Consider the following 26,821-nt stretch of genomic DNA (forward strand, 5'->3'; position numbering starts at 1 on the left):
TGAGGCCGTTAGTGATTGAGAGCGGTTATGCGTCGCCTGTTTAATATGCTGGTCAACAACGTGCGCGAGCATTTTATGATCTACCTGGCGCTCTGGCTGCTGCTGGCGATCATCGATCTCGTCTGGTTATGGTTTTTCTAACGGCTCCGGGTCGAGGATCCCGAGTTTGGTATTCAGCCGGCCACGGGATTTATTAAAGATTTTGTTGCCGTTTTCACGCCCGGCGCGCAGCTTACGCTGCTCCTCTTCCGGTAGCTTATGCTCTTCCATGCAGGCTTCGCTACAGCAGCCGGCAAACTTCTCGGCGCAGCTCGGGCACTGGATAAACAGCAGATGGCAGCCATCGTTCAGGCAGTTAGTATGGGTGTCGCACGGCGCGCCGCACTGATGACAGTGCGCGATAACGTCATTGGAGATCCGCTCGCCCATCCGCTCATCAAAGACAAAGTTTTTGCCAATGAAACGCACCGGCAGCCCCTGCTCGCGGGCGCGACGGGCGTACTCGATGATGCCACCCTCGATGTGCCAGACCTTATTGAAGCCGTTATGCTTCATCCAGGCGCTGGCTTTTTCACAGCGAATGCCGCCGGTGCAATACATGACAATTTTCTTGTCTTTATGGTCCTGCATCATTTCCACGGCTTTCGGCAGCTGGTCGCGGAAGGTATCCGCCGGGATCTCCAGCGCGTTTTCGAAATGGCCCACCTCATATTCATAGTGGTTGCGCATATCGATAAACACGGCATCCGGATCGTCAAGCATCGCGTTGACTTCCGCCGCCTTGAGATACTCCCCCACATTGGAGGCGTCAAACGAGGGATCGTCGATGCCGTCGGCGACGATACGATCGCGAACTTTCAGGCGCAGCACCCAGAAAGACTTACCATCGTCCTCCACGGCGATATTGAAACGCAGCCCCGCCAGCGCCGGATCGAAGCCATAGAGAAACTCACGCAGAGCCTCAACGTTGCTTTGCGGCACGCTGATTTGCGCGTTGATCCCTTCCCGGGCCAGATAGATGCGGCCAAAGACCTTCAGCTGGGTTAAGGCAACCCACAGCGCATCGCGGGTCGCCTGCGGGTCGACAATGGTGAAATATTTATAGAATGAGATCGTCGTGCGCGGCTCGGTTTCAGCCAGCATTTGCGCCTTTAACGTCTCATTTGAAATGCGGTTGTGTAACACTGGCATGGTGTACCTGCTCGACATAGAAATGAGGAAATAAACGGCGGGCATGATATAGCAAAGCTAATTAATTTACATCCCTACATTTTACGCTACATTTCTCTCACCCGGTCGCGCCCCGCTTAACAAAACGAGCTGACTGCCGCCGCCTTTGGCTGGCCGGTAAAAAAATGCGATAATATAAGACGTTGCTCACTGATACGGGTATGAAATGACTCATTTGCCTAAATTTTCTCCGGCGCTGTTGCATCCGCGCTATTGGCTGCTGTGGCTGGGTATCGGCCTGCTGTGGCTGGTTGTCCAACTGCCCTACCCGCTGATCTACCGCCTCGGGAACGCCATCGGCCGTCTGGCCATGCGCTTTATGAAGCGTCGGGCGAAAATCGCCTATCGCAACCTTGAGCTCTGCTTCCCCGAGAAAAGCGAGCAGGAACGCCACCGAATGGTGGTGATGAACTTTGAATCGGTGGGTATGGGACTGATGGAGACGGGGATGGCCTGGTTCTGGCCGGTTCGTCGTATCGCCCGCTGGACCGATACCATCGGCTTTGAGCATATCCGCGATGTGCAGGCGCAGCAGCGCGGCATTCTGCTGATCGGTATTCATTTCCTCACTCTCGAGATGGGTGCGCGGATGTTCGGTATGAACGAGCCGGGGATTGGCGTCTATCGCCCCAACGACAACCCGGTGATCGACTGGCTGCAGACCTGGGGCCGCTTGCGCTCCAATAAGGATATGATTGACCGTAAGGATCTGAAAGGCATGATCCGGGCACTGAAAAAAGGCGAAGTGGTGTGGTACGCACCGGATCACGATTACGGCCCGACCGCCAGCGTCTTTGCCCCACTGTTTGCGGTCGACCAGGCGGCGACCACCTCCGGCACCTGGATGCTGGCGAAAATGTCCAAAGCCTGCGTCGTGCCCTTCGTCCCGCGCCGCAAACCGGACGGTAAAGGTTATGAACTGATTATCCTGCCGCCAGAGTGTTCCCCGCCGCTGGACGACGCGGAAACCACCGCCGCGTGGATGAACAAGATCGTTGAGCAGTGCATCATGATGGCCCCGGAACAGTATATGTGGCTCCATCGTCGCTTCAAAACCCGCCCCGAAGGCATGCCCTCCCGCTACTGATCCCTTTTCCCGGCCGCGCTCATCCCGGCCGGGAAGCTTCGCCGCTCAGGCTTTAGGCTCTCCTTTAGCTTTAAAAGCTCCCCTCCATTGCGGCATCTATTTCTCAGGCGCATAATTAGCAGGCTCATATTTTCTCTTAATTTGACCTGCCGCGCAGGCCAGTGGAACCCTATGTCGTCTGCTGAAACCCCCATTAACTGGAAACAAAACCTGACCGTGACCTGGCTTGGCTGCTTTTTAACCGGCGCCGCCTTCAGCCTGGTCATGCCCTTTCTGCCACTCTACGTCGAACAGCTCGGCGTCACCGGGCATAGCGCCCTGAACATGTGGTCCGGGCTGGTCTTTAGTATTACCTTTCTTTTCTCTGCCATCGCCTCGCCGTTCTGGGGGGTGCTTGCTGATCGCAAGGGGAGAAAAATCATGCTGCTGCGTTCCGCCCTCGGGATGGCCATCGTGATGATGCTGATGGGAATGGCGCAGAATATCTGGCAGTTTCTGCTGCTGCGCGCACTGCTCGGCCTGCTGGGCGGCTTTATTCCCAACGCCAACGCCCTGATTGCCACCCAGATCCCGCGCCATAAAAGCGGCTGGGCGCTGGGGACACTGTCTACCGGCGCGGTAAGCGGCGCCCTGCTCGGCCCGCTGGCAGGTGGCTTCCTGGCCGACCACTGGGGATTGCGCACCGTCTTCTTTATGACCGCGGCGGTACTATTTATCTGTTTCTTGTTTACCCTGTTTTTAATCCGCGAAAATTTTGTGCCGATCGCCAGGAAAGAGATGCTCAGTGCCAGAGAGGTGTTCTCTTCGCTGCAGAATCCCAAACTGGTGCTCAGCCTGTTTGTGACCTCGCTGATAATCCAGGTGGCCACCGGTTCCATTGCGCCGATCCTGACGCTTTATGTACGCGATCTCGCGGGCAACGTCAGTAACATCGCCTTTATCAGCGGAATGATCGCCTCGGTGCCGGGCATTGCCGCGCTGATGAGCGCCCCGCGGCTGGGCAAACTGGGGGATCGCATCGGGCCGGAAAAAATCCTCATCGTCGCGCTGATTATCTCGGTGCTACTCCTGATCCCGATGTCGTTCGTTCAGACCCCGCTGCAGTTAGGTATCCTGCGATTCCTGCTCGGCGCCGCGGACGGCGCGCTGCTGCCGGCGGTGCAAACCCTGCTGGTGTACAACTCCACCAGTCAGATCTCCGGGCGAATCTTCAGCTATAACCAGTCGTTCCGCGATATTGGCAACGTTACCGGCCCCCTGATTGGCGCGTCGGTTTCCGCTAACTATGGCTTCCGCGCTGTATTTCTGGTCACCGCAGGGGTGGTATTGTTTAATGCGATCTACTCCACCCTCAGCCTGCGTCGGCCAGCCGCGGATACTTCGCATTCAGTAAATTAACGTCGAGAGGGGCTCTGTCCCTTGACGCCGTGCGTACCGCCTTCTATAGATTGAATCGTGTTCAATTCATATTCTTCTCAGGAGATTCGCTATGCCAAAGGATTCGATGTTCTACGCCACGCTTGAAGAAGCTATTGATGCAGCACGTGAAGAATTTCTCGCCAACAACCCTGACAGCGATGAAGAGAGCGCCAACGTTGAGCAGCTCAACATTCAAAAGTATGTGCTGCAGGATGGCGATATCGCCTGGCAGGCCGAATTTTTTGCTGACGAAGAGGAACAAGGCGAATGCCTCCCGATGCTCAGCGGCGAAGCCGCGCAGAGCGTCTTCGACGGGGATTATGATGAGATAGAGCTGCGTCAGGAGTGGCTGGAGGAAAATACGCTCCACGAATGGGATGAAGGCGAATTTCAGCTCGAGCCCTCGCTGGACACCGAAGAGGGGCAGACGGCAGCCGACGAGTGGGACGAGCGTTAATCAGTTATAGGGTCCGTGGCTGGCGTCCAGAGGCAGCAGAAGCGTATCAAATACCAGCGAGAACGGCAGGTCGAGAATGGTGAGATAGCGCCATGCCGAATCGCGAACATCCCACTGTACGCCCGGGTAATATTGATTGCCATGCCCCTGCCCGGGCACCGTACGGCTGATAATGCTGCCGCAGCCGCTGAGCAGCAGCGCCATGGCAATGATCGGTAGTATTCGCATCCACATCCTCGTATTTCAGATAAAAAAATACCGGCATCGCTGCCGGTATTTTCCTTAACGTACGGCTTATTTCGTTTTCAGCGCCAGCGGGTTAAGCGCCAACTGCTGATAGGCGTTCACCCATGAAGAGTATTTCTCCGGCGCGGCCCATACGCGATAGTGCAGACGCGACATGGTTACCGGGTCGCTCAACAGCACCAGTCGGCGATCGCGGTTCAGCTTATCCGGCGTTTCATTCAGCGCCTGCTCGACATGGCGCTCGCGGGCGATCTCCAGGATATGACCCTGACGGTGGCGCGCAGTGGCCATTGCGGTGGCGAGGGCGTTAAACGACGGGTTAAACACCGCGTGCATAAAGCCATCGTCCAGCGAACGCTGACGGTTCATCGTCAGGTACGCATCGGTATCCTTGAGCACCTGCGGCGGCGAATACTCTTCCGGGATCAGGAACAGCTTCCAGCGCTTGGTGCGCAGGCCCACTGTCGCCCGGCTGGAAATCGCCGATACGAACGGCGAGAGGATCAGCGAGACAACAATCGGCGCTAGCCAGAACAGGAAGCGTAGATCCAGCCATGCCATCCCGACCGCCCACACCAGCCCCAGCAGCAGCTGCGAGCCGTGGCGCATAAAGGCTTCCCCCCACGGCGTGGAGTCATCATCACGCTGCGGCGAATTCCATACCACCTCCCAGCCGAGGAAGGCGCTGACCACGAAGACGGTGTGGAACAGCATACGGACCGGCGCCAGCAGGACCGAGAACAGGACCTCCAGCAGCAGTGAAAGCGTGACGCGGATAAATCCGCCGTACTCTTTCGGCCCTTTACACCACACCAGAATAATACTCAGCAGCTTCGGCAGGAACAGCAGCACCATGGTCGAGGCGAACAGCGCGATGGCCAGCTCAGGCCGCCACTGCGGCCACACCGGGAACAGCTGACGCGGCTGCAGGAAGTACTGCGGTTCGGTCAGGGCATGCACCACCTGCAACGCCGTCGACAGGGCAAGGAACATAAACCACAGCGGCGCCGACAGGTAGGACATCACGCCGGTGAGGAACACCGCCCGGTGAACCGGGTGCATCCCTCTGACAAGGAACAGGCGGAAGTTCATCAGGTTGCCCTGACACCAGCGACGGTCGCGTTTCAGCTCGTCCAGCAGGTTCGGCGGCAGCTCCTCATAGGAGCCCGGCAGATCGTAGGCAATCCACACCCCCCAGCCGGCACGGCGCATCAGCGCGGCTTCGACGAAGTCGTGCGACAGGATCGAGCCGGCAAAGTTGCCCTCGCCCGGCAGCGGCGCCAGCGCGCAGTGCTCAATGAACGGCTTCACGCGGATAATGGCGTTGTGGCCCCAGTAGTGGGACTCCCCCAACTGCCAGAAGTGCAGACCCGCCGTAAACAGCGGACCGTACACCCGGGTGGCAAACTGCTGGCAACGCGCATACAGCGTGTCCATGCCCGAGGCGCGCGGGGAAGACTGAATGATCCCGGCGTTCGGGTTCGCTTCCATCAGGCGCACCAGGCTGCTCAGACACTCACCGGTCATCACCGAGTCAGCGTCCAGCACCACCATATAGCTATACTGGCTGCCCCAGCGGCGGCAGAAGTCATCGATGTTGCCGCTCTTACGCTTCACTCGACGACGACGGCGGCGGTAGAAGATCTGCCCTTCGCCCTGCACTTCGGCAATCAGCTCCATCCACGCCTTTTGCTCAGCCACACAGATATCGGGGTTATAGCTATCGCTGAGGATATAGACGTCGAAATGAGCGGCGTTACCGGTCGCTTTCACCGACTCCCAGGTCGCCCGCAGGCCGGCGAAAACGCGGTCAACGTCTTCGTTACAGATCGGCATTATCAGCGCCGTACGGTGCGCCGGGTTCAACGGTTCGTCACCGACCGTCGAGGCGGAAATACTGTACTTATCGCGGCCGATCAATAGCTGCAGGAAGCCCATTAACGCGGTCCAGAAGCCGGCGGAAACCCAGCAGAACAGCACCGCGAAGAGGATCAGAATGCCGCTCTGCAACACGTACGGCAGCAGCTGCATGAACGAGATCCACAGGTTCTGCCCCACCATGTCGGCCGGGTTGATCAGCGCCCAGCCCTGATAAGGCAGAATGGTTTTCATATACCAGGTGGCTACCACGGTCTGCGACAGCGTCAGCAGCAGCAGGATATAGCGACGAATGGTGCCGACGGTACGCCATTTTTGCTCACTCTCGCGCTCTTCTTGCGTCAGACGGGAGAGATAGCGCGGCGTGACATCGCGTCCGCGCAGACGGTCCCAGAAGCGGCCGACCGGGTTGGTACGCCACGGGTCCGGGATCATCGAGGAGCGCTTGGCTTTAGGCATCGCATGCAGCTGAGTACGGCCTTCATCATCCTTCACCAGCTGATCGCCAGACAGCGAATCCGGCCAGCTGTGCGCCAGCCGTGCCTTGACCGACCCCAGCGGGGAGTCGTCTTCGCGGGCGAAGGTCTGATGGTCGTCATCCAGGGCCTGATGAACGGCCTGCAGGCTGGTGTCCGGCAGCGCCGATTTCTCGGCGTCCGACAGCGGCAATGCGTCAATGTACTTTGTTATCTTATTCATTGGCAGGCAGCTGATAGCTCCAGGTTTCGCTCAACGTGTCATCACCGTTAACCAGCGCGGCGCGCATTTCCGTCGTTTTCTTCGGATCTTTCACCTTCAAACGCAGGATCATTCGCCAGCCTTTGGTCACCGGATTGTAACGCACGGTATTTTCAACGATTTCAGCGTTATCGCCGGTACTCGCCTGGGCGGCGACCGGGGTATCCGCCGGCAGTTTTTTCATATCGGCGCCGGTGAAGTCGACAATGAAAGCAATGGTGCCGTCCGGCTGGCGGATCAGGTTCGACTGCTTCACGTCGCCGGTAGAGCGGCGGGTCTGCATAACGTAAGCGTTATCCGGCGCATGCAGCTTGTCTTCATCGCGGCTGAAGGTGATGGTGTACTTGAAGTTCATCTCCTTGCCCGGCTCCGGCAGCTGATCCGGCGTCCAGTAAGTCACGATGTTATCGTTGGTTTCATCGTTGGTCGGGATTTCAACCAGTTCGATTTTCCCTTTGCCCCACTCCCCTTTCGGGGTGATCCAGGCGCTCGGACGCAGGTCATAACGATCGTCGAGATCCTCGAAGCGCGAGAACTGACGGCCGCGCTGCAGCAGGCCGAACCCTTGCGGGTTTTCCATCGCATAGCTGCTAACGGCAAGGTGTTTCGGGTTGTTCAGCGGACGCCAGATCCACTCGCCGTTACCGGCCAGGATCGACAGACCATTGGAGTCGTGTAGCGCCGGACGATAGTTAAGCGCCGGAGAAGGCTGGTTGGAACCGAACAGGAACATGCTGGTCAGCGGCGCCACGCCCAGTTTTCCCACTTTGTCACGCAGGTAAACTTTGGACAGGACATCTACCACGGTGTCGCGTCCCGGCATGATGACAAAGCGATAAGCGCCGGTTGCCCGCGGGGAGTCCAGCAGTGCATAGATAGTCAGACGTTTGTCGGTGGCTTTAGGACGCTCGATCCAGAACTCGCGAAAACGCGGGAACTCTTCGCCGGACGGCAGCGCGGTATCGATAGCCAGGCCGCGCGCGGACAGGCCGTAAACCTGACCCTGACCCAGCACGCGGAAGTAGCTGGCACCGAGCATGCTGACGATCTCATCGTTCTTATCTTTGCTATTGATCGGATACAGTACTTTGAAGCCGGCGAAACCGAGGTCTTTCACCGTGTCTTTATCGTGCTGAACGTTACCAAAGTTAAAATAGTCCGGGCTATATTTAATTTTGCGCACGCTGGTGGCCGTCACTTCATTGATGGTGACCGGCGTGTCGAAGTACATACCCTGATGGTAAAATTCAAGCTTGAATGGGGTTTTCTGGTTATTCCAGTAAGCTTTATCGTGATTAAACTGAATTTGCTGGTAATCCGCGTATTTCATGTCGCGGAAAGCGGAGGGCAGGTTACTCTTCGGCGCTTCATAGCCTTTCCCGGCTAACGTTTTGGCCTCTTTTGCAACGTCATCAATGCTAAATGCCCATGCAGATGAAGTACACAGGGACAACATTACGGCTGCGCTTAACCAACGCATTTTCATCATCTGTGGTTTATGTTTCATATAAGTAAGCACTTCCCCCTTTGTGTGCTTAAATCGATCCGATCTATTTTAATGGAAACTCAGGCAATCCGACAACATAATCCCTGCTTTGTTCAGCGTAGCGGCGCAGGGAATAAACAGTTCGCTATCCCGTTTGCACTTTGCGTGCTTATCCTGGAGACAGGTACCCCGAGTTCATGTAGGGTTGCTGATAATGTAAGCGTTATCATCTTGAGTGATAAGACGAATTATCTGAGATTGTCGTGAATCGTATGAATAATACTCCGGTACAGCGTGAATATTTCTTCGACAGCATCCGCGCCTGGCTGATGCTGCTGGGGATCCCTTTCCACATTTCGCTGATTTATTCCAGCCACAGCTGGCATGTCAACAGCGCTGAGCCCTCGTGGTGGTTGACGCTGTTTAATGACTTCATCCATGCCTTCCGGATGCAGGTCTTTTTCGTCATCTCCGGCTATTTCTCCTACATGCTGTTCCTGCGCTACCCGTTGAAAAAGTGGTGGAAAGTGCGCGTCGAACGGGTCGGTATTCCGATGCTGACCGCTATCCCACTGCTGACGCTGCCGCAGTTTATTATGCTGCAGTACGTCAACGGCAAGGCGGAAAACTGGCACACCCTTTCCGGGTACGACAAATTTAACACCCTGGCGTGGGAGCTTATTTCCCACCTGTGGTTTTTACTGGTGCTGGTGGTGCTGACCTCGCTGGGCGTGGTGCTGTTTAAATGGCTGACGCGCCGCCCGGCAGGGGGTGCCTCAGCCTTTGGTGACACTGTCACTATGGGCCAGCTAACGATGATTTTCCTTGCGCTGGGGGTGCTTTACGCGCTGATCCGCCGATCGCTGTTCCTGATTTACCCGCCGCTGCTTAGCAATGGTCTGTTTAACTTTGTGGTGATGCAGACGCTGTTCTATCTTCCCTTCTTTGTGCTGGGGGCGCAGACCTTTATTAATCCGCGTCTGAAGGCGATGTTTACCACCCCGTCACCATGGTGCTGCGCAGCGGCGCTGCTGGGATTTATCGCCTACCGGCTGAACCAGCAGTACGGCTCCGGCGACGGCTGGATGTATGAAACGGAATCGGTGATCACCATGGTGCTTGGGCTGTGGATGGTCAATGTGGTCTTTTCGCTCGGCCATCGCCTGCTGAACTTCCAGTCGGCGCGCGTAACCTATTTCGTCAATGCTTCGCTGTTTATTTACCTGGTGCACCATCCGCTGACGCTGCTGTACGGGGCGTGGATCACCCCGGTCATTAAGTCCAATACCTTAGGCTTTATTGTCGGGTTGGTTTTTGTGGTGGGTATTGCCCTGATCCTGTATGAAATTCACCTGCGCATTCCGCTGCTGCGTTTCCTGTTCTCCGGTAAACCGATGAACAAACCGGCCAAAACCCCAGCCTCGGCCAGCTAACCATTAGCCTGTGCGGCACGCCAGGCGTGCCGTATTATGCCTGCTCGTCAAAAAGCCGGTCGAAAATCATATTGTACAGGGCTTCTAAATCTGCCTTATCGACCGGGGTGGAGGCGCTCAGCTCACAGCGGTAGGCTGCCCCCTCTGTCAGAACGGCGATGAGCTCTGATGCGGCATTGCGTCGCGCATCGCTGAGCCCGGGATGGTAGCGCTGCGACAGGCGACCGCCCTCCTCTTTCAACCGCCGATCGGCCTGCATCAGGATCTCACGCAAGCGGGGGTTACGCGAGGCCTCGGCATTGATCTCCATCAGCAGATAATTATCGCTTTTGGTGGCTGCCGACGTCGGGATCCTGCCAGCCAAAACCGCCGCTTTACGCGCCAGATTGTGGTTCTCATCGATCATCTCCCCGACTCTGGCGTTGACGATTTCGCTAACAATCGCTTCGATGATCGCTTCCTTGCTGGCAAAAATGCGATATAGCTGACCGACGCTCAGGCCCGCTTCCCGGGCGATATCGGCGACGGAAGCGCCGTGCAGCCCCTTTTCAGCGAAACATTTTTGCGCAGCGACAACGATCTCCGCGCGGCGCGCCTGCTGTTTCTGCTGGACTTTTCCTTCTGACACCCTGCTCCCTCCTGCTACCCATCATTCCCGTCAAGACTGGCGGTTATCATAGCCTATTCTGTTGAATCAGGGGTATGACGCCAGCAGGCGGCGATAGATAGCCGCCGTTTCCTCGTCAAAACAGACGAACAGGACGCGCTCAAGAGGGTTATAGCGAGTGAGAAACGCGGTGACGGTGCGCACGGCGATCGCCGCCGCTTCCTCTTTCGGATAGCCATACACGCCGGTGCTTATCGCCGGAAACGCAATGGAGCGATAGTTATTTGCCGAGGCCAACTGCAGACTGTTTTTGTAAGCATCGGCCAGGGTTTGCGCCTCCATGCGGTCGCCGCCGTGCCAGACCGGGCCCACGGTGTGGATCACCGCGCTGGCCGGCAGATTGCCGGCAATAGTAATTACCGCATGCCCGGGAGGGCATTCGCCCTGCTGCTGCAGCACCTGCTTGCAAGCCGCCAGCAGCGCGGGACCGGCCGCCCGGTGGATGGCCCCGTCTACTCCGCCACCACCCAGCAGCGAGGGATTTGCCGCATTAACAATCACATCGACATCAAGTGTCGTAATATCGCCGAGAATTACCTCAGGTTTAACAGCCATTTCTCCTCCTGTCGGCATAGCGTGTGGATACGGCTTTCTGCCGATACTAGGGCATTCTCGCCTGCGGGAGCAAGATTATCGCTTTGTCCGGTGACGAGAAGATAAAAAAACAGGACCCGTAAGGTCCTGTTTTTTAGTCGTCCCGCCGATCAGGCGTTGTCGTTGGCGAACGATTTATGCTTATCCGCACGGGCCGCCAGCCACAGGCCACTATTTTTCATGGCATAGCCAAAGACCAGACCCAGCGCCAGGGAAGGGATCACCAGACGCCAGTCGCCGTCTGCCGCGAAGGTCGCGCAGGCGCCGATAAAGGTGCCCGGGACAAACGACAGTAGCGTCCGTCGCGCCTGAATGCACATCAGGAAGGCGACCACACCGGTCATCATATAGCTGAGGATCTGCACCTGTGGCGCCAGCGCGCTACCGTGGATAATCACTAACGCCCAGGCCACGCCGCTCATCACCGTGCAGGACGAGATGGCCAGCCCTTTCAAGCCGCCCTGCGGGCAGGCGAAATAGGCCGTACAGCCGAGGAATCCGGCCCAGCTCAGCAGGCCGAGAGCGACCGCCACCCACCCCCAAATCCCGGAGAGGATGCCTGTCGTTAATGCGATTGCGAAGAGTATGTTCATGGCGCGTATCCTAGCAGATACGCGCCGGAAGAATGCGATCTAAAACACAGTATATGAATGAACTTTCTTTCAGTTGCATTCATATGGTGATTTGCATCACATATTATTGCTCATCTTCTTCCTGCAGCTCGTCCCACATCGCGGCGATGGCGTCGCGGGTCAACGGCGCCATGGTGCGCCAGAACGGCGTGTGCGCATGGGCTTCGACTTTCCCCAGCATCGTCCCGCACCACGGCAGGATATAGTCGGCAAACAGGAGCTCCAGCGTCTCGCTCTGGTCTTCTGCGGCATGATCCTCCAGCCAGGAGGCGGCCAGCAGCAGCGAGCCGAGATGATCCGCCGGACCTTCCCCTGTCGGGATGCCGTGTTCGCTCAGAAAAGCCCGAACTTCCGCTTCCGAGGAACCCTCCACCCACGCGCTACGGTACGGCGGGACGCTGCAGGCTTCACCGACGAACAGCGCATTATAGTCCGTCGCCAGGGATTGCATTTCACAGCTTTTCTGCAGACGCGCCAGCAGCTCGTCCTGCTCAAGCGGCCAGCTGGCGGCCAGTTTGCCCTCGCGGATCAGGGTAAACAGCGGCACCAGCAGCGGGTCCTGCGGTTGACGGTAATACAGCGAACCCAGCACGCGGCAGAGGATTGAAAACTCGTTCATTCAGTTATTCCAGTTATACAAATTAAAGGTCAGCAAATTCCGGGATCGCCGGCATGCCCCGCGACTCGAGGAAGTTAAGCAGGCGACGCGGAGAAACGTTGAGGATCCTCTCCTCCGGGAAATCGACCGCATCAAGGATCTTGCGGCATTCGGTAAATTCCCCAAGGGTAAAGGCGGTGTGAGAGTCCGAGCCCAGCGCCACCCATCCCCCGGCATCACGCACTGCGGCGGCGATGGCCCGGCAGTTGTCTTCACTGCCCACGCGCGATGATACGAATGAGGAGTTATTAATCTCCAGCGCCACCTGGTAGCGAGCCGCCGCTTCGGCAATCGCCGGGATATCCACCGGGAATTTCGGATTACCCGGATGGCTAATCATATGCACTTTACCGCTGGCCATCGCGGCTATCATCGCCTGTGTATGGGTGTCACGATCCTGCGGCGGAAACACCGGCTCATGAAATCCGGCGATGATCAGATCGAGAGAAGTCAACATCGGTCCGGAACAGTCGATCTCGCCTTCAATATTTTTAATATTCGACTCAATACCGCGCAGGATCCCCACCCCGTCTACCAGGCGGGGCCAGATGCGCATATTAACGAAGTGCCAGTAGTGCGGAGCATCCGCCATGTCCGGGCCGTGGTCGGTGATGGCGAAGAGTTTGATCCCTTTACGCTTTGCTTCCGCAATATAATCGTGCAGGGTGCTGTAGGCATGGGTGCTGGCGACGGTATGCATGTGCAGGTCAACGGGATACATCACATTCTCCTCTTCTGTTTGCCGCAAGAATAGCAGGAAACCGGGCTATTGATTAGCAAAAACCCCGCCGTGGCGGGGTTCTCTCGTCTTAATAACCGCGCTGGCGGTCGACCTGACCGCTTACCGGCTCCCCTCGCTCAAGCCGGCTAATGGTCTCCGCAATGTAGGTGATAGCTTCCATTGGACGGGTCACTGCCGCCACATGGGGGGTCATGGCCACCCGCGGATGCACCCATAGCGGGCTCTCCTGCGGCAGCGGTTCGCGACTGAAGACATCGAGCATCGCCCCTTTGAGCTTACCGCTGTTCAGCGCCGCCAGCAGATCCTCTTCAACGACATGCACGCCGCGAGCAAGGTTGAGGACATAGCTCTCATCAGGCAACTGCGCCAGCAGCGTCTGGTTAATAATGCCGGCGGTTTCGGCGGTATTCGGCAGCAGGTTGATCAGCACGCGAGTGCCCTGCAGGAATTCGCCCAGCTCGGCCTGGCCGGCGAAGCTCTGCACCTGCGGCCAGGATTTGCGGCTACGGCTCCAGACGCGAAGCGGGAACCCCCAGGGTTGCAGACTTTCCGCAACCTTCGCCCCCAGCACGCCGGCGCCCATAATCCCGACGGTGAATTCGTCGGCGCGGTACTCGGGCAGCGGCTGCCAGCGGGAAGCCAGCTTCAGCGCCTGATAGTCATCAAAGCGGCGGAACCAGTGCAGCACCTGGCTCACGGCATACTCCTGCATCTGCCGTCCCATACCGGTATCTTCGAGACGAAACAGCGGAATCGACAGCGGCAGCATATCCGGATGGTCGCGCAGCTTGCTGAGAATAGAGTCCACCCCTGCCCCGAGGGCGAACACGGCCTTCAGCGCCCGGCCCTGCAGCATCTCTACCGGCGGATGCCAGACCAGGGCATAGTCCGCCGGCCGGTTATCGCCCGCTTTCCACTCGCGCACCCGCGCGCCGGGTAACTGCTTTTCCAGCTCACAGATCCAGTATTGGGTATCAAAGGTCGGATGGTAAAAAATAATCTCCATAGGGGCTCCTGATAGCAGACGCCTTTGGCCGATTAACGCTGGCGTCTTATTTTACTCATTGTTTTCTATTGGTTTGCCAGCATAACAAATTTCCCCCGAGCGAAAAGGGAAAAGCTACTGGCGACAAAAAAAACGGATTTCGCACGTTTAAGGAGCAAGTTGCTCGAAGTTTGTCTAAACGCGCTTTTTTTGCAAAAAGTTGATTGACGGGCGATACGTATTTCCCTACATTAGCGCCCGTTCCCGACAACAACGGGAAAGACAATATGGTGAGGTGTCCGAGTGGCTGAAGGAGCACGCCTGGAAAGTGTGTATACGGCAACGTATCGGGGGTTCGAATCCCCCCCTCACCGCCATATTCGAGATGAGAGCCTGTACGAAAGTACGGGCTCTTTTCTTTTATATTCTCCACAGGGGGGGATGAGAACCCCCGACCGGGGTTCGACAACTGGCAACGCCAGTTGGACAGACCGCGAGCCTGCGAGCGGGCTGCCCCGCAGGGGCGAGCTAAGCGAGTCAATCCCCCCCCACCGCCATATTTTAAGAAGAGCTCGTACGCAAGTACGGGCTTTTTTTTCGCATGTGGCACCCACCGGGGGGGATGAGAACCCCCGACCGGGGTTCGACAACTGACCACAGACATTACGCAGTATTGTCAAAGCCAGACTCTTCTTCACACGATTAACAGCGCAGCGAAGATGTTCGCCAACACTATCCCCTCTTCCGCTTTGAGCCACCCGGCATAACGAAAATCATATCGCTCCGGATGGTGTACGTTATGCATTAACGAAAAGTGCTTTGTTACTTGCGTATCGACCGTAATTGAATATAAAACTGAATGAACGTTCATTCATTTTAGCACATGACAACACAGAAGGTACCAATGACTAGCAAAACACTGCGACTTATATTTCCTCAATGGCAAGGCGGTAACAATCCTCCCTACTATCTTGGCTCGCAGCTCCTCTCGTTTCTCTCTCCTGAAGCAAAAGGGCCCGTTGAGATCGTTCCTGTTGAGTTACCAACAACAGAGCCATTGCCAAGGATTAATGACATCACGGCTAAGCCATCCCTCATCAGGCAACTCAATAATGCTGCCGCACTGATTGAAAAACATGATCCCAATAGCATTGTCATTTTAGGCGGAGACTGCCTGGTTTCGCTGGCGCCTTTCGCCCACCTGCTCGATAAGTTCGGAGACAAACTCGGTGTGCTCTGGATTGACTCGCATCCTGACGTGCAGACGGCTGAACAATATCCAAACGCGCATGCCCATGTGCTTGGTGCGCTAATGGGTACGGGTGATAACGATTTAGTTGCCCATGTAAAAACCAAACTTAATCCGTCAAAAATAATGATTGCCGGTATCCACGCGCCACTTCCTTATGAAGCTGAATACCTCACTCGCCATAACATTACGACGCTAGCACCTGAACAGGTTAAAAGCGGTGCAGATGAAGTCCTGGAGTGGATAGCGAAAGAAAAGATTGCGTATCTGGCGATCCATATCGATCTGGACGTACTCGACCCATCTCTGTTCCGCTCCATTCTTTTTGCAAAACCGGGGCGCGGAAAACACGATTTTGGCGACGTTGCTGAAGGCAAACTGACGATTGAGGATGTACTCAATCTGATAGCGGCAGCGACGACAAAAGCAGTCCCCGTTGGCCTGACAATCGCTGAACATTTGCCCTGGGACATGCTGAATCTCAAGAACATGCTCAGTGAATTACCCCTTCTAAAGTAAGACGAAATCCAGGAGCCAGACGACAGAGTATAGCTCTGGCTCCTTGCATAAAAGCGCGTTAAAGTCTGGACACCGAATTTACCAAGATGCCGATATGTTAAAAAAAACCGAAACCTACCATAAGTTGATTACGGCTGCTGCTGCCTGCTTTGCGGAAAAAGGCTTTAGTGCGACAAGCGTACGTGAAATCTCTACCCGGGCAGGAATTAGTCAAGGAGCAATGTATACGTATTTCAAAAGTAAGGATGAGCTTGTTAAGGCTATTGTACTGGAAGAACAGAACTCCGCGCTGACTGCCCATAATGCGACCTATGCAGGCTCTTATTTTGATCGCCTTTGTGCACAAGTCACGTCCTGTATTAGCGAGATCGGTTACCCTATCACGCATCAACTTTGGGTTGAAATTATGGCTGAGTCTGCGCGTAATCCAGAACTGCGAAAAACGTATATCTCCAGTGATGACATCATGCGGAAAAGCTTCGCGCGGCTCATCCAGGAGGGTATCGCTGCCGGAGAGTTTCGCCGTGATATTAACCTTGAAGAAATCACGATCATTATTTTTGCCCTTATTGACGGTTTAATCGCTCGTCAGGCAATAAACACGACCTTCTCATTCAAGGATGATCTGCCAATGTTTTTTGACGTTATGGCAAAATTGCTTAAATAATACCAGACGGTCATAGTAAAACGATGTATCGAAAAAACCAGAGGTTGCTTATAACAGCCAACGCTCTCAAGCGGCAAACGACTCACACAGTGAGCAATCTTTCACGAGCCTACGCGATTGCGAAGAGTGCGTGAAAAAGTACGGACGCTTTTCACATATGAGTTCCGGCAAAAAACCTCTGCCTACCCATCAATCTTCCTCCATCCGCTGATACTCTTCGCTGAGGTAGTCCACCAGCGCCCTGACGGAGGGCAGCAGCCCGCGCCGTGAGGCAAATACCGCATGGATCACTTCCCGCCGCGGCTGCCACTCGTCCAGAACCACCTCTAATTCACCTGACGCCAGCTGATCGCGCACCATTAATAAAGGAAGCTGCACCACGCCTACGCCGGCCATCGCCGCCTCGCGCAGCGCCAGCATATCGGTGGTCACCATTCGCGGCGTGAAATACACTTCCGCTCTCGCTCCCCCGGGCCCGGTGAGCTGCCATTTATGCTGATGCTTGTTCGCACCCAGGCTGAGCCCCGGCCAGGTGCTCAGTTCGGACGGCGCCTGCGGACGTCCGAGCCGGGAAATGAGATCCGGGCTGGCCACCAGTCGGTGCCCGCGGTCCGCCAGCACGCGCATCACCAGGTCGCTATCCTCGATGGGCCGGGGACGGACGCGGATCGCCACATCAATGCCCTCCCCGACCACATCCACCCGGCGGTTGGTCGCCTCAAGATGCAGCGTTACCCCAGGATAGCGCGCCATAAATCGCGCCAGCATCGGTCCGATATGGACATGCAGCAAGGTGACCGGACAGGTGATCCTGACGCTACCGCGCGGCTCGGCGCGCAGCGTCTCGACCGCCTGCTGCGCCGCCTCGGCCTCAATCAGCATCGCTTTGCAATGCTGATAAAAGGTCTGCCCGACCTCGGTGACCGCGAACTGACGGGTGGTTCGCTGAATCAAACGCACGCCCAACCGCTCCTCGAGTTGCGCAATGCGGCGGCTGAGTTTGGATTTCGGCTGGTCAAGCGCTCGCCCCGCCGCGGCGAAACCGCCATGGTCTACCACCTGGACAAACCAGGCGAAGTCATTGAGATCCTGCATCCTTCCTCCATTGTTCCATTTTTGGAACAGTATAGGTCATTTTTGCTCACTACCGCATACGTCGTCCCGGATATATGCTTATTTACATCAGATACCGATACACAGGAGAAAGCCATGAAACAGATCACAGGAGTCTACACCGCGCCTGCGCAGCATTGGGTAGGCGACGGCTTCCCGGTTCGCTCGATGTTTTCCTATCAGACGCACGGCCAGCAGCTGAGCCCCTTCTTACTGCTCGACTATGCCGGGCCGTACACCTTCCCGGCGGGCAGCGAAAAACGCGGCGTCGGTGAGCATCCGCATCGCGGATTTGAAACCGTCACCATCGTCTACGCCGGTGAAGTAGAGCATCGTGACTCCACCGGACGCGGCGGGGTGATTGGTCCAGGCGACGTGCAGTGGATGACGGCGGGCGCCGGGATCCTGCACGAAGAGTTCCACTCGGAGGCCTTCACCCGCAGCGGCGGCGAGCTGAAGATGATCCAGCTGTGGGTCAACCTGCCCGCGAAAGACAAAATGGCGGCCCCCGGCTACCAGAGTATTACCGCCGGGACGATCCCCACCGTGGCGCTGGCGAACGGCGCCGGACAGGTTCGGGTTATTGCCGGCCAGTATGACGACGTCAGCGGCCCGGCCCATACCTTGTCACCGCTTAACGTGTGGGATCTGCAGCTGAATCAGGGGCACGACCTCACGCTGCGCCAACCGGAGGGCTGGAGTACCGCGCTGGTGGTGCTGGAAGGGGAAGTGATCATTAACGGTTCCGAATCTGCTCGCGAAGGCCAGCTGGCCGTCCTGAGCCAGGCAGGTGACGCAGTGCATCTGGAGGCGACCGCCCCGGCAAAAGTTCTGCTGATGGCCGGAGAACCGCTACAGGAGCCGATTGTGGGCTATGGCCCGTTTGTCATGAATAACAAAACGCAGATCGCAGAAGCTGTACGCGATTTTAACAGCGGCCGCTTTGGCCAAATCTAACTGATTGAGGTGAATACTATGTCTACTCCCGCTAACTTTAACGGTGCTCGTCCGGTGATTGATGTTAACGATACCGCAATGCTGTTGATTGACCATCAGAGCGGTCTGTTCCAGACCGTCGGCGATATGCCGATGCCAGAGCTGCGCGCCCGCGCCGCCGCGCTGGCCAAGATGGCGTCGCTTGCCGGGATCCCGGTGATCACGACCGCCTCCGTGCCGCAGGGGCCGAACGGTCCGCTGATCCCGGAGATTCATGAAAACGCGCCGCATGCGAAATACATCGCCCGTAAAGGTGAGATTAACGCCTGGGATAACCCGGAATTCGTCGCCGCGGTGAAAGCGACCGGTCGTAAAACGCTGATTATCGCCGGGACCATCACCAGCGTCTGCATGGCCTTCCCGGCTATCGCCGCTGTCGCCGACGGTTATAAAGTGTTTGCCGTGATTGACGCTTCCGGCACCTACAGCAAAATGGCGCAGGAGATCACCCTGGCTCGCGTGGTACAGGCCGGCGTAGTGCCAATGGATACCGCCGCCGTCGCCTCTGAGCTGCAGCGCACCTGGAATCGCCCGGACGCCGCAGAATGGGCGGAGGTGTACACCAAAGTCTTCCCGGCCTACCAGCTGCTGATCGAAAGCTACAGCAAAGCGCAGGACGTCGTGAAGAATAACGAACAGCTGGATTCCCAGCGCTAAAACGCCCGCCCCGCTGAGCCGCAGCGGGGCATTGTTCATTGCGTGAGCGAACGGCAAAGAAAGAAGAAAATATGCTTGACCGTTTTAACGCAACTCCCTATAGTAGCGCCCCGTTGCCCACCCAAGGTGAGCAGCAAGACAATATGGTGAGGTGTCCGAGTGGCTGAAGGAGCACGCCTGGAAAGTGTGTATACGGCAACGTATCGGGGGTTCGAATCCCCCCCTCACCGCCATATTCGAGATGAGAGCCTGTACGCAAGTACGGGCTCTTTTCTTTTATATTCTCCGCAGGGGGGGATGAGAACCCCCGACCGGGGTTCGACAACTGGCGCAGCCAGTTGGACAGACTGCGAGCCTGCGAGCGGGCTGCCCCGCAGGGGCGAGCGAAGCGAGTCAATCCCCCCCTCACCGCCATATTTTAAGAAGAGCTCGTACGCAAGTACGGGCTTTTTTTTCGCATGTGGCACCGCAGGCATCCCCGGGGTCGGCAGCAATGCCTCTCCCGGGCTACCAGACCCTACCCGCCAGGTAGTCCGGCCACGCGCAGTACCGCCGGGAAGCGAGTCAATCCCCCCTCACCGCCATATTTTAAGAAGAGCTCGTACGCATGTACGGGCTTTTTTTCGCATGTGGCACCGCAGACATCCCCGGGGTCGGCAGCAATGCCTCTCCCGGGCTACCAGACCGTACCCGCCAGGTAGCCCGGCTAAGCGCAGCGCCGCCGGGAGGATGCCCAAAAACAACAAAGCCCGGGCTAGCCCGGGCCTTGCTCACAGTATGACGATTAATAATAGGCTTTCAGCGTCCGCTGGCAGAGAGCCGAGCGCACGCAGTCATCGGTGGTGAAACGCACAATGCCGATCATCTCGTCTTCCTCAAAACGCGCCAGCGCATCGCTCAGGCCAGATCTCACGCCAGAGGGCAAGTCGCACTGGGTGATATCGCCATTGACGATGACCGTCACGTTCTCCCCGAGGCGGGTTAAAAACATCTTCATTTGCGCTGCGGTCACGTTCTGGGCCTCGTCCAGAATCACCACCGCATTTTCAAAGGTACGTCCGCGCATATAGGCGAACGGCGCGATTTCCACCTTGCCGATTTCCGGACGCAGGCAGTACTGCATAAAGGAAGCCCCCAGCCTTTTCACCAGCACATCGTAAACCGGTCGGAAATAGGGAGCGAACTTCTCGGCGATATCTCCCGGTAAGAAGCCGAGATCTTCGTCGGCCTGCAGAACGGGACGGGTAACAATAATTCTGTCCACATCCTTATGGATCAGGGCTTCAGCTGCCTTCGCCGCACTGATCCAGGTCTTGCCGCATCCAGCTTCGCCGGTAGCGAAAATCAGCTGCTTATTGTCGATGGCATTCAAATAATGCGCCTGAGCCTCATTGCGCGCCTCAATTGGGGAAGTATCACGGCTGTCCCGCGCCATGCCAATTGCTTCTACGCCACTCATTTGCACAAGCGATGTGACCGATTCTTCTTCACGCTGCTTATGGCTGCGTGAATCCCGTCTCAGCACACGTTTTGCTTCACGACGAGCTTTGATCACTGCTTTTTGTCTTCCCATGGATAGCACCTTGCGTTGTTGGTTTACATCACACGCGTCAACATCGACGCGACTATGCGCACGAACGATTGAGGTTTGGCTTCCTTGTAAGCCATTGCTTGCCGGTAGAACTGACAACGAGTCGCGGCTACGCGCACCGCGTACCCTGCCAAGGTTGTAATAATGCGAAGCGGAGAGAGAAAGAGTAAGAAAATCGCTGCCGGAAGCGGGGCTTCCGTGCTGAAGAGTACGGTCTGAGGTTTTACGTTGTCCGGTACGGGACCTTACCATTCGCGATCTCCATAGTGAAACGTCACACTGCCGGGAACTACCGCGTATGTAATAAGTACATCAAAAAAGATTCTTAATGCAACTTATTTTTCACAATGACGCAACAAATAGTTCTTAAGCAAGTGTAGGAGACTATCGGTCATTTGTATTACAGAAATATAACACATGGCAGGAAATATAAGAAAAATGAGAAAAACAGCAGAAAACGCCCTGCCCTTACGGGCAGGGTCGGTATCAGGCCTGCAGCAGCGACTCTCCCAGATAGTGTTTTTCATCAACTACGCCGGGTAAAACAAAGAAGTAGCCCCCGCCGATCGGTTTGACATACTCCTCCAGCGCCTCGCCGTTAAGCCGTTTCTGCACCGTCAGAAAACCCTTTTCCAGATCGTGCTGATAGCAAACGAATAACAGCCCCATATCCAGCTGTCCGGCGTTAGTAACCCCCAGCGAATAGCTGTAGCCGCGGCGCATCATCAGGCTGGACTGGGTTTCCGGCGTGCGGGGATTGGCCAGACGAATATGGCTATCCAGCGCAATGACTTCGCCGTTAGGATCTTTACTGTAATCCGGGGTATCGTGTTCGTTTTTCATCCCCAGCGGCGCACCGGTGTGCTTGTCGCGACCAAAGATCGTCTGCTGCTCCTTGAGCGGCGTCCGATCCCAGAACTCCACGTGAAACTGGATAATTCGCGCCGCCTGATAGCTGCCGCCCACGGTCCAGGCCGGCTCGTCCTGATCGGCTGTCACCCACACTACCTTATCCATCAACGCGCTGTCGTGGCTCGCCGGGTTAGCGGTGCCGTCCTTAAACCCCAACAGGTTGATGGGGGTCTCTTTGCCTTTGCTGCGCGCCGCGCTGTCGGAGATAAACCCTTCCCGCTTCCAGCGCACGCTCAGCAGATCCGGCGTATGTTTGATGACATCACGCAGGGCGTGGATCACCGTATCCTGAGTATTGGCGCAGATCTGCAGCAGCAGGTCGCCATGGCACAGCGCGGCATCCAGCGAATCGTTGGGGAAGCGGGTCATCGGCTGCAGCTTTTTCGGTGCTTTATCCGCCAGGCCAAAGCGCTCATCAAATAGCGAATGGCCGACCGAGACGGTGATGGTCAGATTATCTGGTGCAATCCACGGCCCCAGGATGCCGGAATCCATCGGCGGCAGCCGCGGATTCGGCGTGTCCGGCGCCGGGCCGCCCTGGGTTAAAAAGGCGATACGCTGGGTCAGCAGTCGAAACAGCCGCTCGAGGTCGGCTTTATCAGCCGCCAGCACATCGAAGGCCACCAGCATCATCGAAGTCTGCTGCGGCGTCAGAATGCCCGCCTGATGCCGGCCATAGAATGGCTGCTTTTCCTGGCGCGCGTCGGGTGTGAGCGTCCCCGGGGAACTTTCCGCTTTTGCCGCATGCGCTACCGGGCAGCCGCCGGTGATGGCCAGCGCGCCGCCAAGCGCGCCGATCCCTTTCAGTAAGCGACGACGTGACGGCTCGTTCACGTCGTGGGGTTTCTGCTGTGCCATCGACTTAGTCCAGCCCCAGGATCCCGCGCAGCTGAGCCAGATCTTCCGCCAGGGTGGTGATCGGCCCTTTCAGCGCATTACGGTCGGCGGTGGTCAGCTTATCGTAGGTCTCGAAACCGTCTTTGGTGCGATATTTGCTGAGGATGCTGTCCACTTTCTTAAAGTTGGCGTCCACTTTCGCCAGCAGCGCGCTGTTCTCTTTTTGCAGCTGCGGGCGCAGCAGGTCGACAATTTTCTGCGCGCCGTCAATGTTGGCCTGGAAGTCCCACAGATCGGTATGGCTGTAGCGATCTTCTTCACCGCTGATCTTGCTGGCCGCGACTTCCTCAATTAATCCTGCCGCGCCGCCCACGACTTTTGACGGCGGGAACGCCAGCTCGCTGATACGCTTTTGCAGCTCCAGCACATCGCTGTTCAGCTGATCGGCATATTTTTCCATCCCCTTGACGCTGTTATCGCCAAACAGCGCTTTTTCCAGACGGTGGAAACCGGTAAATTTCGGATCTTCCGCTTTTTTCTCGAAGTCGTCTTCGCGGGCGTCGATGCTGCCGTCAAGGTCAGAGAACAGCTCGGCAATGGGCTCGATGCGCTCGTAATGCTGACGCGTCGGGGCGTACAGCGCTTTCGCTTTTTCGATATCGCCGGCTTTCACCGCGTCGGTAAAGGCTTTGGTGCCGCTAACCAGCTGCGCGGTTTCCGCCGTCACATAGGCTTTATAGGCGGTTATCGCGTCGCCGAGGCTCAGCACCGCATCCGCTTTCGCCGCGTCTTTGGTGGCGGCGCCGGTGACGATCAGTTTGCCTTTCGGGTTGGTGAGCAGGCCACAGGTCATGTCATATTCGCCCGGCTGCAGGTTCGCGGTGAGCTTCTGAGTAAAGCCCGGCGCGATGTTTTCGCGCTCTTCCACCACCATCACCCCTTTCAGAATCTCCCACTCCAGCGCTTTCTGGCTGTGGTTCTGAATAATAAACTGGGTTTTACCCGCGTTAACGGTCACCTGCATCGGCTCGCACTGCTTGTCGTTGACGGTGACTTTGACCTGCGGGATATCCGCAGCCTGAGCACCGAATGCAGAGCTGAGCAGCGCGGCCACGGTCACCCGCAGCGCATTACGGCGAAAATGAATCATCATGATCATCCCTTTCGGTAAGTAGAGTGTCGCTTATAAGCTCGCAGCGCCCGGTCAGGCAGCCCGCGAGGCAGTGGTATTATTCCGCGGCGGCAGGGCAAACAGCACCAGCGCCGGGATCAGATAAAGCAGATAGACAGCCACTTCGCTGACGCTCGGCGTCTCCTGATAACCGAAGATCCCTTCCAGCAGCGTGCCGAACAGCGTATGCGTCGACAGCACGTTGCTCAGATCGAAGGCGGTATCCTGGAACAGGTTCCACAGGCCCGCCTCGTGGAAGGCGCGGATCGCCCCCGCGGCCAGGCCAGCGGCCACCAGCAGAATAAACAGGCTGGTCCATTTGAAGAACACGCCAAGGTTAAGGCGGATACCGCCCCAGTAGATCAGGAAGCCCAGCACGATAGCGGTGGCCAGACCCAGCAGCGCCCCCAGCGGCGGCCAGATGCCGACATCCTGCTGGAAGGCCGCCAGCAGAAAGAAGACCGACTCCAGCCCCTCACGGGCGACCGCGAAAAAGACCATCATCACCAGCGCCCAGCCGTGGTGATTACCGCGCTGCAGCGCCTTGTCCACGGCCTGCTCCAGCTGCTGCTTGACGTTGCGTGAGACATTGCGCATCCAGAAGACCATCCACGTCAGGATCACCACCGCAATGACCGCGACGATCCCTTCGAACAGTTCCTGTTCACGCTGAGGAAATTCACCGGTGGTTTCGTTGATAAAGATGCCTAAGCCAAGACATAGCGCCGCCGCGAGGATCACGCCAATCCACATCACGCCAATCCAGTTGCCGCGCTGGGTGCGTTTCAGATAGCTGGCGATCAGGCTGACAATCAGCGCCGCCTCCAGGCCTTCGCGTAACATAATGAGAAATGGGACAAACATGCCAATACCCTTAAATGTAAAGCACCGTCAACGAATGCAAAAACAGGTAATATTTATGATAGTGATTATCATTACAATGCTCAGAAACACAAGCGAAATGTGCAGAGAATGATGATCAGTTGTAAATAAATCGCTGACAAATAATGACTTATGAAAATATTCGCCTGTTATGAAGGGAAAGAATAAGCAAAGGATTTTTTACGCCAGATATTTACCCGCCGTAGCGGCTATGGCTAAATGGCGGCCTTATTGACTTGCGAAAAGAACAACATGACTGCATTTTTTCATTTCCTGCTGGCGCTGGCGGTGATCCTCGCCCTGGCCTGGCTTGTCAGCTACGACAGACAAAAAATTCGTATTCGTTATATTCTCCAGTTGATTATTATCGAAATAGCGCTCGCTTTCTTTTTCCTGCACGCCGAAAGCGGCCTGTGGCTGGTAAAAAATATTTCCGGCTTTTTTGCTTCGCTGTTAGGCTTTGCCGCCGAAGGGACCAATTTCGTCTTTGGCGGCATGAGCGAAAAAGGCTTAGCCTTTATTTTCCTGGGCGTCCTGTGTCCGATTGTGTTTATTTCCGCGCTGATTGGTATTTTCCAGCACTGGCGGATCCTGCCGATTTTTATTCGCGTGATTGGCACCCTGCTGTCGAAAGTAAACGGCATGGGTAAGCTGGAATCTTTCAACGCCATCAGCTCGCTGATCCTCGGCCAGTCGGAGAACTTCATTGCCTACAAGGGCGTACTGGGCGACCTCTCCTCACGGCGACTGTTCACTATGGCGGCGACGGCCATGTCGACCGTATCGCTGTCGATTGTCGGCGCCTATATGACCATGCTGGACGCCAAATATGTCGTCGCAGCGCTGATCCTCAATATGTTCAGCACCTTTATCGTGCTGTCGGTAATTAACCCGACGCGGCCGGGCAGCGAGCAGGAAATAAAACTCGAGAAGCTGCATGAATCGCAGAGTTTCTTTGAAATGCTCGGGGAATATATTCTGGCCGGCTTTAAAGTGGCAATGATTATTCTGGCGATGCTGATCGGTTTTATCGCCCTGATCAGCGCCATTAACGCGCTGTTCGCCACCCTGTTTGGTCTCAGCTTCCAGCAGATCCTCGGCTACGTCTTTTATCCGCTGGCGTGGCTTATCGGCATCCCGCTGAGCGATGCGCTAAACGCCGGCAGCATCATGGCCACCAAACTGGTCGCTAACGAATTTGTGGCGATGATTGAGCTGCAAAAGATTGCCGCCAGCATGACCCCTCGCGGGCTCGGCATTCTCTCGGTATTCCTGGTGTCGTTTGCCAACTTTGCCTCGATCGGCATTATCGCCGGGGCGATCAAAGGCCTGAATGAACCGCAGGGCAATATCGTCTCCCGCTTCGGCCTGCGGCTGGTGTATAGCGCCACGCTGGTAAGCCTGCTTTCCGCCAGCTTCGCCGGGCTGGTGCTGTAAAACAAACGGCGGGGCTGCCCCCGCCGTTTACTCAGAACTGCACGCAGACCGGCTGGTCGACACGCATCACCGACTCCTGCGCGAAGCGTGATTTATAGCCCTGGCGCAGAGCCTCAATACCCGCCTCGCTCTGCGCGTCATGCCCATGGATCACCATCAGCGCCTTGCTCTGCTCCCGCACCACCTGACCATTCTGGCCAAGCCACTGGCCGTGGGCATCAAACACCGTCAGCCCGTCGCGAAAGCGCGGCGTGACGTCACGGTCGACAAACTGTTGCCACTCTTCAGCGGTGATGTCTTTCCCCGCCGGGCGGCTCAGACCGAAGTAAAGCGTGGTTTGCACCATGGACTTATCCGCCGGGCAGACGCCGGGCTTCGGCGCGCTGGTCGATGAACTTCCACCCGCCACGCAGCCGCTGAGTAACCCTGCCAGCACCAGCGCCATTGCACCCTGTCTGAACGTCATCTTTGCTATCCTCATTGTTATTAGTCAGGAAATATCAGCGGATTTTCAGATAATTAGCAAGGGTTATAATAT

The 26,821-nt window shown here is 56.7% G+C and carries 26 protein-coding genes, 2 tRNA genes and 2 other RNA genes; 14 read left to right on the forward strand and 16 right to left on the reverse strand.

Annotated elements, in window-relative coordinates; all coding sequences use genetic code 11:
- Positions 1 to 27 precede the first annotated feature (27 nt).
- Positions 28 to 141 (forward strand): DUF2770 family protein, encoded by a 114-nt coding sequence (locus RRF55_RS00305; RefSeq protein ID WP_002898988.1) that lies wholly within the window; start codon positions 28 to 30, stop codon positions 139 to 141.
- Here RRF55_RS00305 and trhO read toward each other — a convergent pair.
- Positions 127 to 1,191, reverse strand: coding sequence for an oxygen-dependent tRNA uridine(34) hydroxylase TrhO (trhO, locus tag RRF55_RS00310; RefSeq protein ID WP_023284938.1), 1,065 nt, complete (start codon positions 1,189 to 1,191; stop codon positions 127 to 129). The two genes, RRF55_RS00305 and trhO, sit on opposite strands and share 15 nt — an antisense overlap.
- A gap of 205 nt (positions 1,192 to 1,396) precedes the next feature.
- Here trhO and RRF55_RS00315 point away from each other — a divergent pair, with 205 nt between their 5' ends.
- The 3 genes from RRF55_RS00315 (at position 1,397) to RRF55_RS00325 (ending at position 4,193) form a co-directional block, all read left to right on the forward strand.
- Positions 1,397 to 2,317: a Kdo(2)-lipid IV(A) acyltransferase gene (locus RRF55_RS00315; protein ID WP_004150825.1), complete on the forward strand. Its 921-nt coding sequence runs from the start codon at positions 1,397 to 1,399 to the stop codon at positions 2,315 to 2,317.
- Between the two features lie 171 nt (positions 2,318 to 2,488).
- Entirely contained in the window at positions 2,489 to 3,715 is a 1,227-nt protein-coding gene (gene mdtG / locus RRF55_RS00320) for a multidrug efflux MFS transporter MdtG (protein WP_130974873.1), read from the forward strand.
- 91 nt (positions 3,716 to 3,806) lie between these two features.
- Positions 3,807 to 4,193, forward strand: a complete 387-nt coding sequence (locus RRF55_RS00325; protein ID WP_002898981.1) for a MysB family protein — start codon at positions 3,807 to 3,809, stop codon at positions 4,191 to 4,193.
- Here the strand turns inward: RRF55_RS00325 and RRF55_RS00330 are convergent, their stop codons facing one another.
- The 3 genes from RRF55_RS00330 to mdoG all read right to left on the reverse strand — a co-directional run bounded on the left by RRF55_RS00330 (position 4,194) and on the right by mdoG (position 8,562).
- Positions 4,194 to 4,421, reverse strand: a complete 228-nt coding sequence (locus RRF55_RS00330) for a YceK/YidQ family lipoprotein (protein WP_002898978.1) — start codon at positions 4,419 to 4,421, stop codon at positions 4,194 to 4,196.
- A gap of 66 nt (positions 4,422 to 4,487) precedes the next feature.
- Positions 4,488 to 7,016, reverse strand: coding sequence for a glucans biosynthesis glucosyltransferase MdoH (gene mdoH, locus RRF55_RS00335; protein WP_002898967.1), 2,529 nt, complete (start codon positions 7,014 to 7,016; stop codon positions 4,488 to 4,490).
- Complete coding sequence (gene mdoG / locus RRF55_RS00340) at positions 7,009 to 8,562, reverse strand: glucans biosynthesis protein MdoG (protein ID WP_099663979.1); 1,554 nt, start codon at positions 8,560 to 8,562, stop codon at positions 7,009 to 7,011. The genes mdoH and mdoG overlap by 8 nt, the downstream gene beginning before the upstream one ends.
- A gap of 251 nt (positions 8,563 to 8,813) precedes the next feature.
- Here mdoG and mdoC point away from each other — a divergent pair, with 251 nt between their 5' ends.
- Positions 8,814 to 9,974, forward strand: a complete 1,161-nt coding sequence (gene mdoC / locus RRF55_RS00345; protein ID WP_064143584.1) for a glucans biosynthesis protein MdoC — start codon at positions 8,814 to 8,816, stop codon at positions 9,972 to 9,974.
- Between the two features lie 34 nt (positions 9,975 to 10,008).
- Here the strand turns inward: mdoC and RRF55_RS00350 are convergent, their stop codons facing one another.
- The 6 genes from RRF55_RS00350 to ghrA form a co-directional block, all read right to left on the reverse strand.
- Positions 10,009 to 10,602: a TetR/AcrR family transcriptional regulator gene (locus RRF55_RS00350; RefSeq protein ID WP_004179313.1), complete on the reverse strand. Its 594-nt coding sequence runs from the start codon at positions 10,600 to 10,602 to the stop codon at positions 10,009 to 10,011.
- A gap of 66 nt (positions 10,603 to 10,668) precedes the next feature.
- Positions 10,669 to 11,196: an O-acetyl-ADP-ribose deacetylase gene (gene ymdB, locus RRF55_RS00355; RefSeq protein WP_004176593.1), complete on the reverse strand. Its 528-nt coding sequence runs from the start codon at positions 11,194 to 11,196 to the stop codon at positions 10,669 to 10,671.
- 149 nt (positions 11,197 to 11,345) lie between these two features.
- Positions 11,346 to 11,828: a DUF1097 domain-containing protein gene (locus tag RRF55_RS00360; protein WP_002898950.1), complete on the reverse strand. Its 483-nt coding sequence runs from the start codon at positions 11,826 to 11,828 to the stop codon at positions 11,346 to 11,348.
- Positions 11,829 to 11,931: 103 nt separating this feature from the next.
- Complete coding sequence (locus tag RRF55_RS00365) at positions 11,932 to 12,486, reverse strand: TorD/DmsD family molecular chaperone (protein ID WP_004140758.1); 555 nt, start codon at positions 12,484 to 12,486, stop codon at positions 11,932 to 11,934.
- Between the two features lie 22 nt (positions 12,487 to 12,508).
- Positions 12,509 to 13,246, reverse strand: a complete 738-nt coding sequence (locus tag RRF55_RS00370; RefSeq protein ID WP_004140764.1) for a phosphatase — start codon at positions 13,244 to 13,246, stop codon at positions 12,509 to 12,511.
- An 88-nt stretch (positions 13,247 to 13,334) separates the two neighbouring features.
- Positions 13,335 to 14,273, reverse strand: a complete 939-nt coding sequence (gene ghrA / locus RRF55_RS00375; protein WP_023284934.1) for a glyoxylate/hydroxypyruvate reductase GhrA — start codon at positions 14,271 to 14,273, stop codon at positions 13,335 to 13,337.
- A gap of 268 nt (positions 14,274 to 14,541) precedes the next feature.
- Between ghrA and RRF55_RS00380 the strand changes: the two genes are divergently transcribed.
- The 4 genes from RRF55_RS00380 to RRF55_RS00395 all read left to right on the forward strand — a co-directional run bounded on the left by RRF55_RS00380 (position 14,542) and on the right by RRF55_RS00395 (position 16,687).
- A tRNA-Ser gene (locus RRF55_RS00380) sits at positions 14,542 to 14,629 on the forward strand.
- Between the two features lie 43 nt (positions 14,630 to 14,672).
- Positions 14,673 to 14,809: non-coding RNA, RtT sRNA (locus tag RRF55_RS00385), on the forward strand.
- Between the two features lie 347 nt (positions 14,810 to 15,156).
- On the forward strand, positions 15,157 to 16,020 hold the full coding sequence (locus RRF55_RS00390; RefSeq protein WP_004176596.1) for an arginase family protein: 864 nt from the start codon (positions 15,157 to 15,159) through the stop codon (positions 16,018 to 16,020).
- Positions 16,021 to 16,114: 94 nt separating this feature from the next.
- Positions 16,115 to 16,687: a TetR/AcrR family transcriptional regulator gene (locus tag RRF55_RS00395; protein WP_004224069.1), complete on the forward strand. Its 573-nt coding sequence runs from the start codon at positions 16,115 to 16,117 to the stop codon at positions 16,685 to 16,687.
- A 189-nt stretch (positions 16,688 to 16,876) separates the two neighbouring features.
- Here the strand turns inward: RRF55_RS00395 and RRF55_RS00400 are convergent, their stop codons facing one another.
- Positions 16,877 to 17,782, reverse strand: coding sequence for a LysR family transcriptional regulator (locus RRF55_RS00400; RefSeq protein WP_032729938.1), 906 nt, complete (start codon positions 17,780 to 17,782; stop codon positions 16,877 to 16,879).
- A gap of 114 nt (positions 17,783 to 17,896) precedes the next feature.
- Here RRF55_RS00400 and RRF55_RS00405 point away from each other — a divergent pair, with 114 nt between their 5' ends.
- The 4 genes from RRF55_RS00405 (at position 17,897) to RRF55_RS00420 (ending at position 19,867) form a co-directional block, all read left to right on the forward strand.
- The gene (locus RRF55_RS00405; RefSeq protein ID WP_099663978.1) at positions 17,897 to 18,757 is read left to right on the forward strand and encodes a pirin family protein; all 861 of its coding nucleotides are present in this window, start codon (positions 17,897 to 17,899) and stop codon (positions 18,755 to 18,757) included.
- Between the two features lie 18 nt (positions 18,758 to 18,775).
- A complete protein-coding gene (locus RRF55_RS00410; protein ID WP_002898927.1) occupies positions 18,776 to 19,453 on the forward strand; it encodes an isochorismatase family protein in 678 nt (225 codons plus the stop codon).
- A gap of 145 nt (positions 19,454 to 19,598) precedes the next feature.
- A tRNA-Ser gene (locus tag RRF55_RS00415) sits at positions 19,599 to 19,686 on the forward strand.
- 43 nt (positions 19,687 to 19,729) lie between these two features.
- A non-coding RNA gene (locus RRF55_RS00420) (RtT sRNA) lies at positions 19,730 to 19,867 on the forward strand.
- Between the two features lie 370 nt (positions 19,868 to 20,237).
- Here RRF55_RS00420 and phoH read toward each other — a convergent pair.
- The 4 genes from phoH to efeU all read right to left on the reverse strand — a co-directional run bounded on the left by phoH (position 20,238) and on the right by efeU (position 24,828).
- Complete coding sequence (phoH, locus tag RRF55_RS00425) at positions 20,238 to 21,026, reverse strand: phosphate starvation-inducible protein PhoH (RefSeq protein WP_002898923.1); 789 nt, start codon at positions 21,024 to 21,026, stop codon at positions 20,238 to 20,240.
- 504 nt (positions 21,027 to 21,530) lie between these two features.
- A complete protein-coding gene (efeB, locus tag RRF55_RS00430; protein WP_020804583.1) occupies positions 21,531 to 22,814 on the reverse strand; it encodes an iron uptake transporter deferrochelatase/peroxidase subunit in 1,284 nt (427 codons plus the stop codon).
- A 4-nt stretch (positions 22,815 to 22,818) separates the two neighbouring features.
- A complete protein-coding gene (efeO, locus tag RRF55_RS00435) occupies positions 22,819 to 23,946 on the reverse strand; it encodes an iron uptake system protein EfeO (RefSeq protein WP_004157740.1) in 1,128 nt (375 codons plus the stop codon).
- A 51-nt stretch (positions 23,947 to 23,997) separates the two neighbouring features.
- Positions 23,998 to 24,828, reverse strand: coding sequence for an iron uptake transporter permease EfeU (gene efeU / locus RRF55_RS00440; RefSeq protein ID WP_002898913.1), 831 nt, complete (start codon positions 24,826 to 24,828; stop codon positions 23,998 to 24,000).
- A 270-nt stretch (positions 24,829 to 25,098) separates the two neighbouring features.
- Here efeU and RRF55_RS00445 point away from each other — a divergent pair, with 270 nt between their 5' ends.
- Positions 25,099 to 26,283 carry a NupC/NupG family nucleoside CNT transporter gene (locus tag RRF55_RS00445; protein ID WP_040211829.1) on the forward strand — a complete coding sequence of 395 codons (1,185 nt, stop codon included), beginning with the start codon at positions 25,099 to 25,101 and terminating at the stop codon, positions 26,281 to 26,283.
- Positions 26,284 to 26,314: 31 nt separating this feature from the next.
- Here the strand turns inward: RRF55_RS00445 and RRF55_RS00450 are convergent, their stop codons facing one another.
- Positions 26,315 to 26,749 (reverse strand): DUF3574 domain-containing protein, encoded by a 435-nt coding sequence (locus tag RRF55_RS00450; RefSeq protein ID WP_004150827.1) that lies wholly within the window; start codon positions 26,747 to 26,749, stop codon positions 26,315 to 26,317.
- Positions 26,750 to 26,821: the final 72 nt, after the last annotated feature.

It is taken from the genome of Klebsiella sp. K47, assembly GCF_051858335.1.
In the GTDB taxonomy this organism is placed as follows: Bacteria; Pseudomonadota; Gammaproteobacteria; order Enterobacterales; family Enterobacteriaceae; genus Klebsiella; species Klebsiella pneumoniae.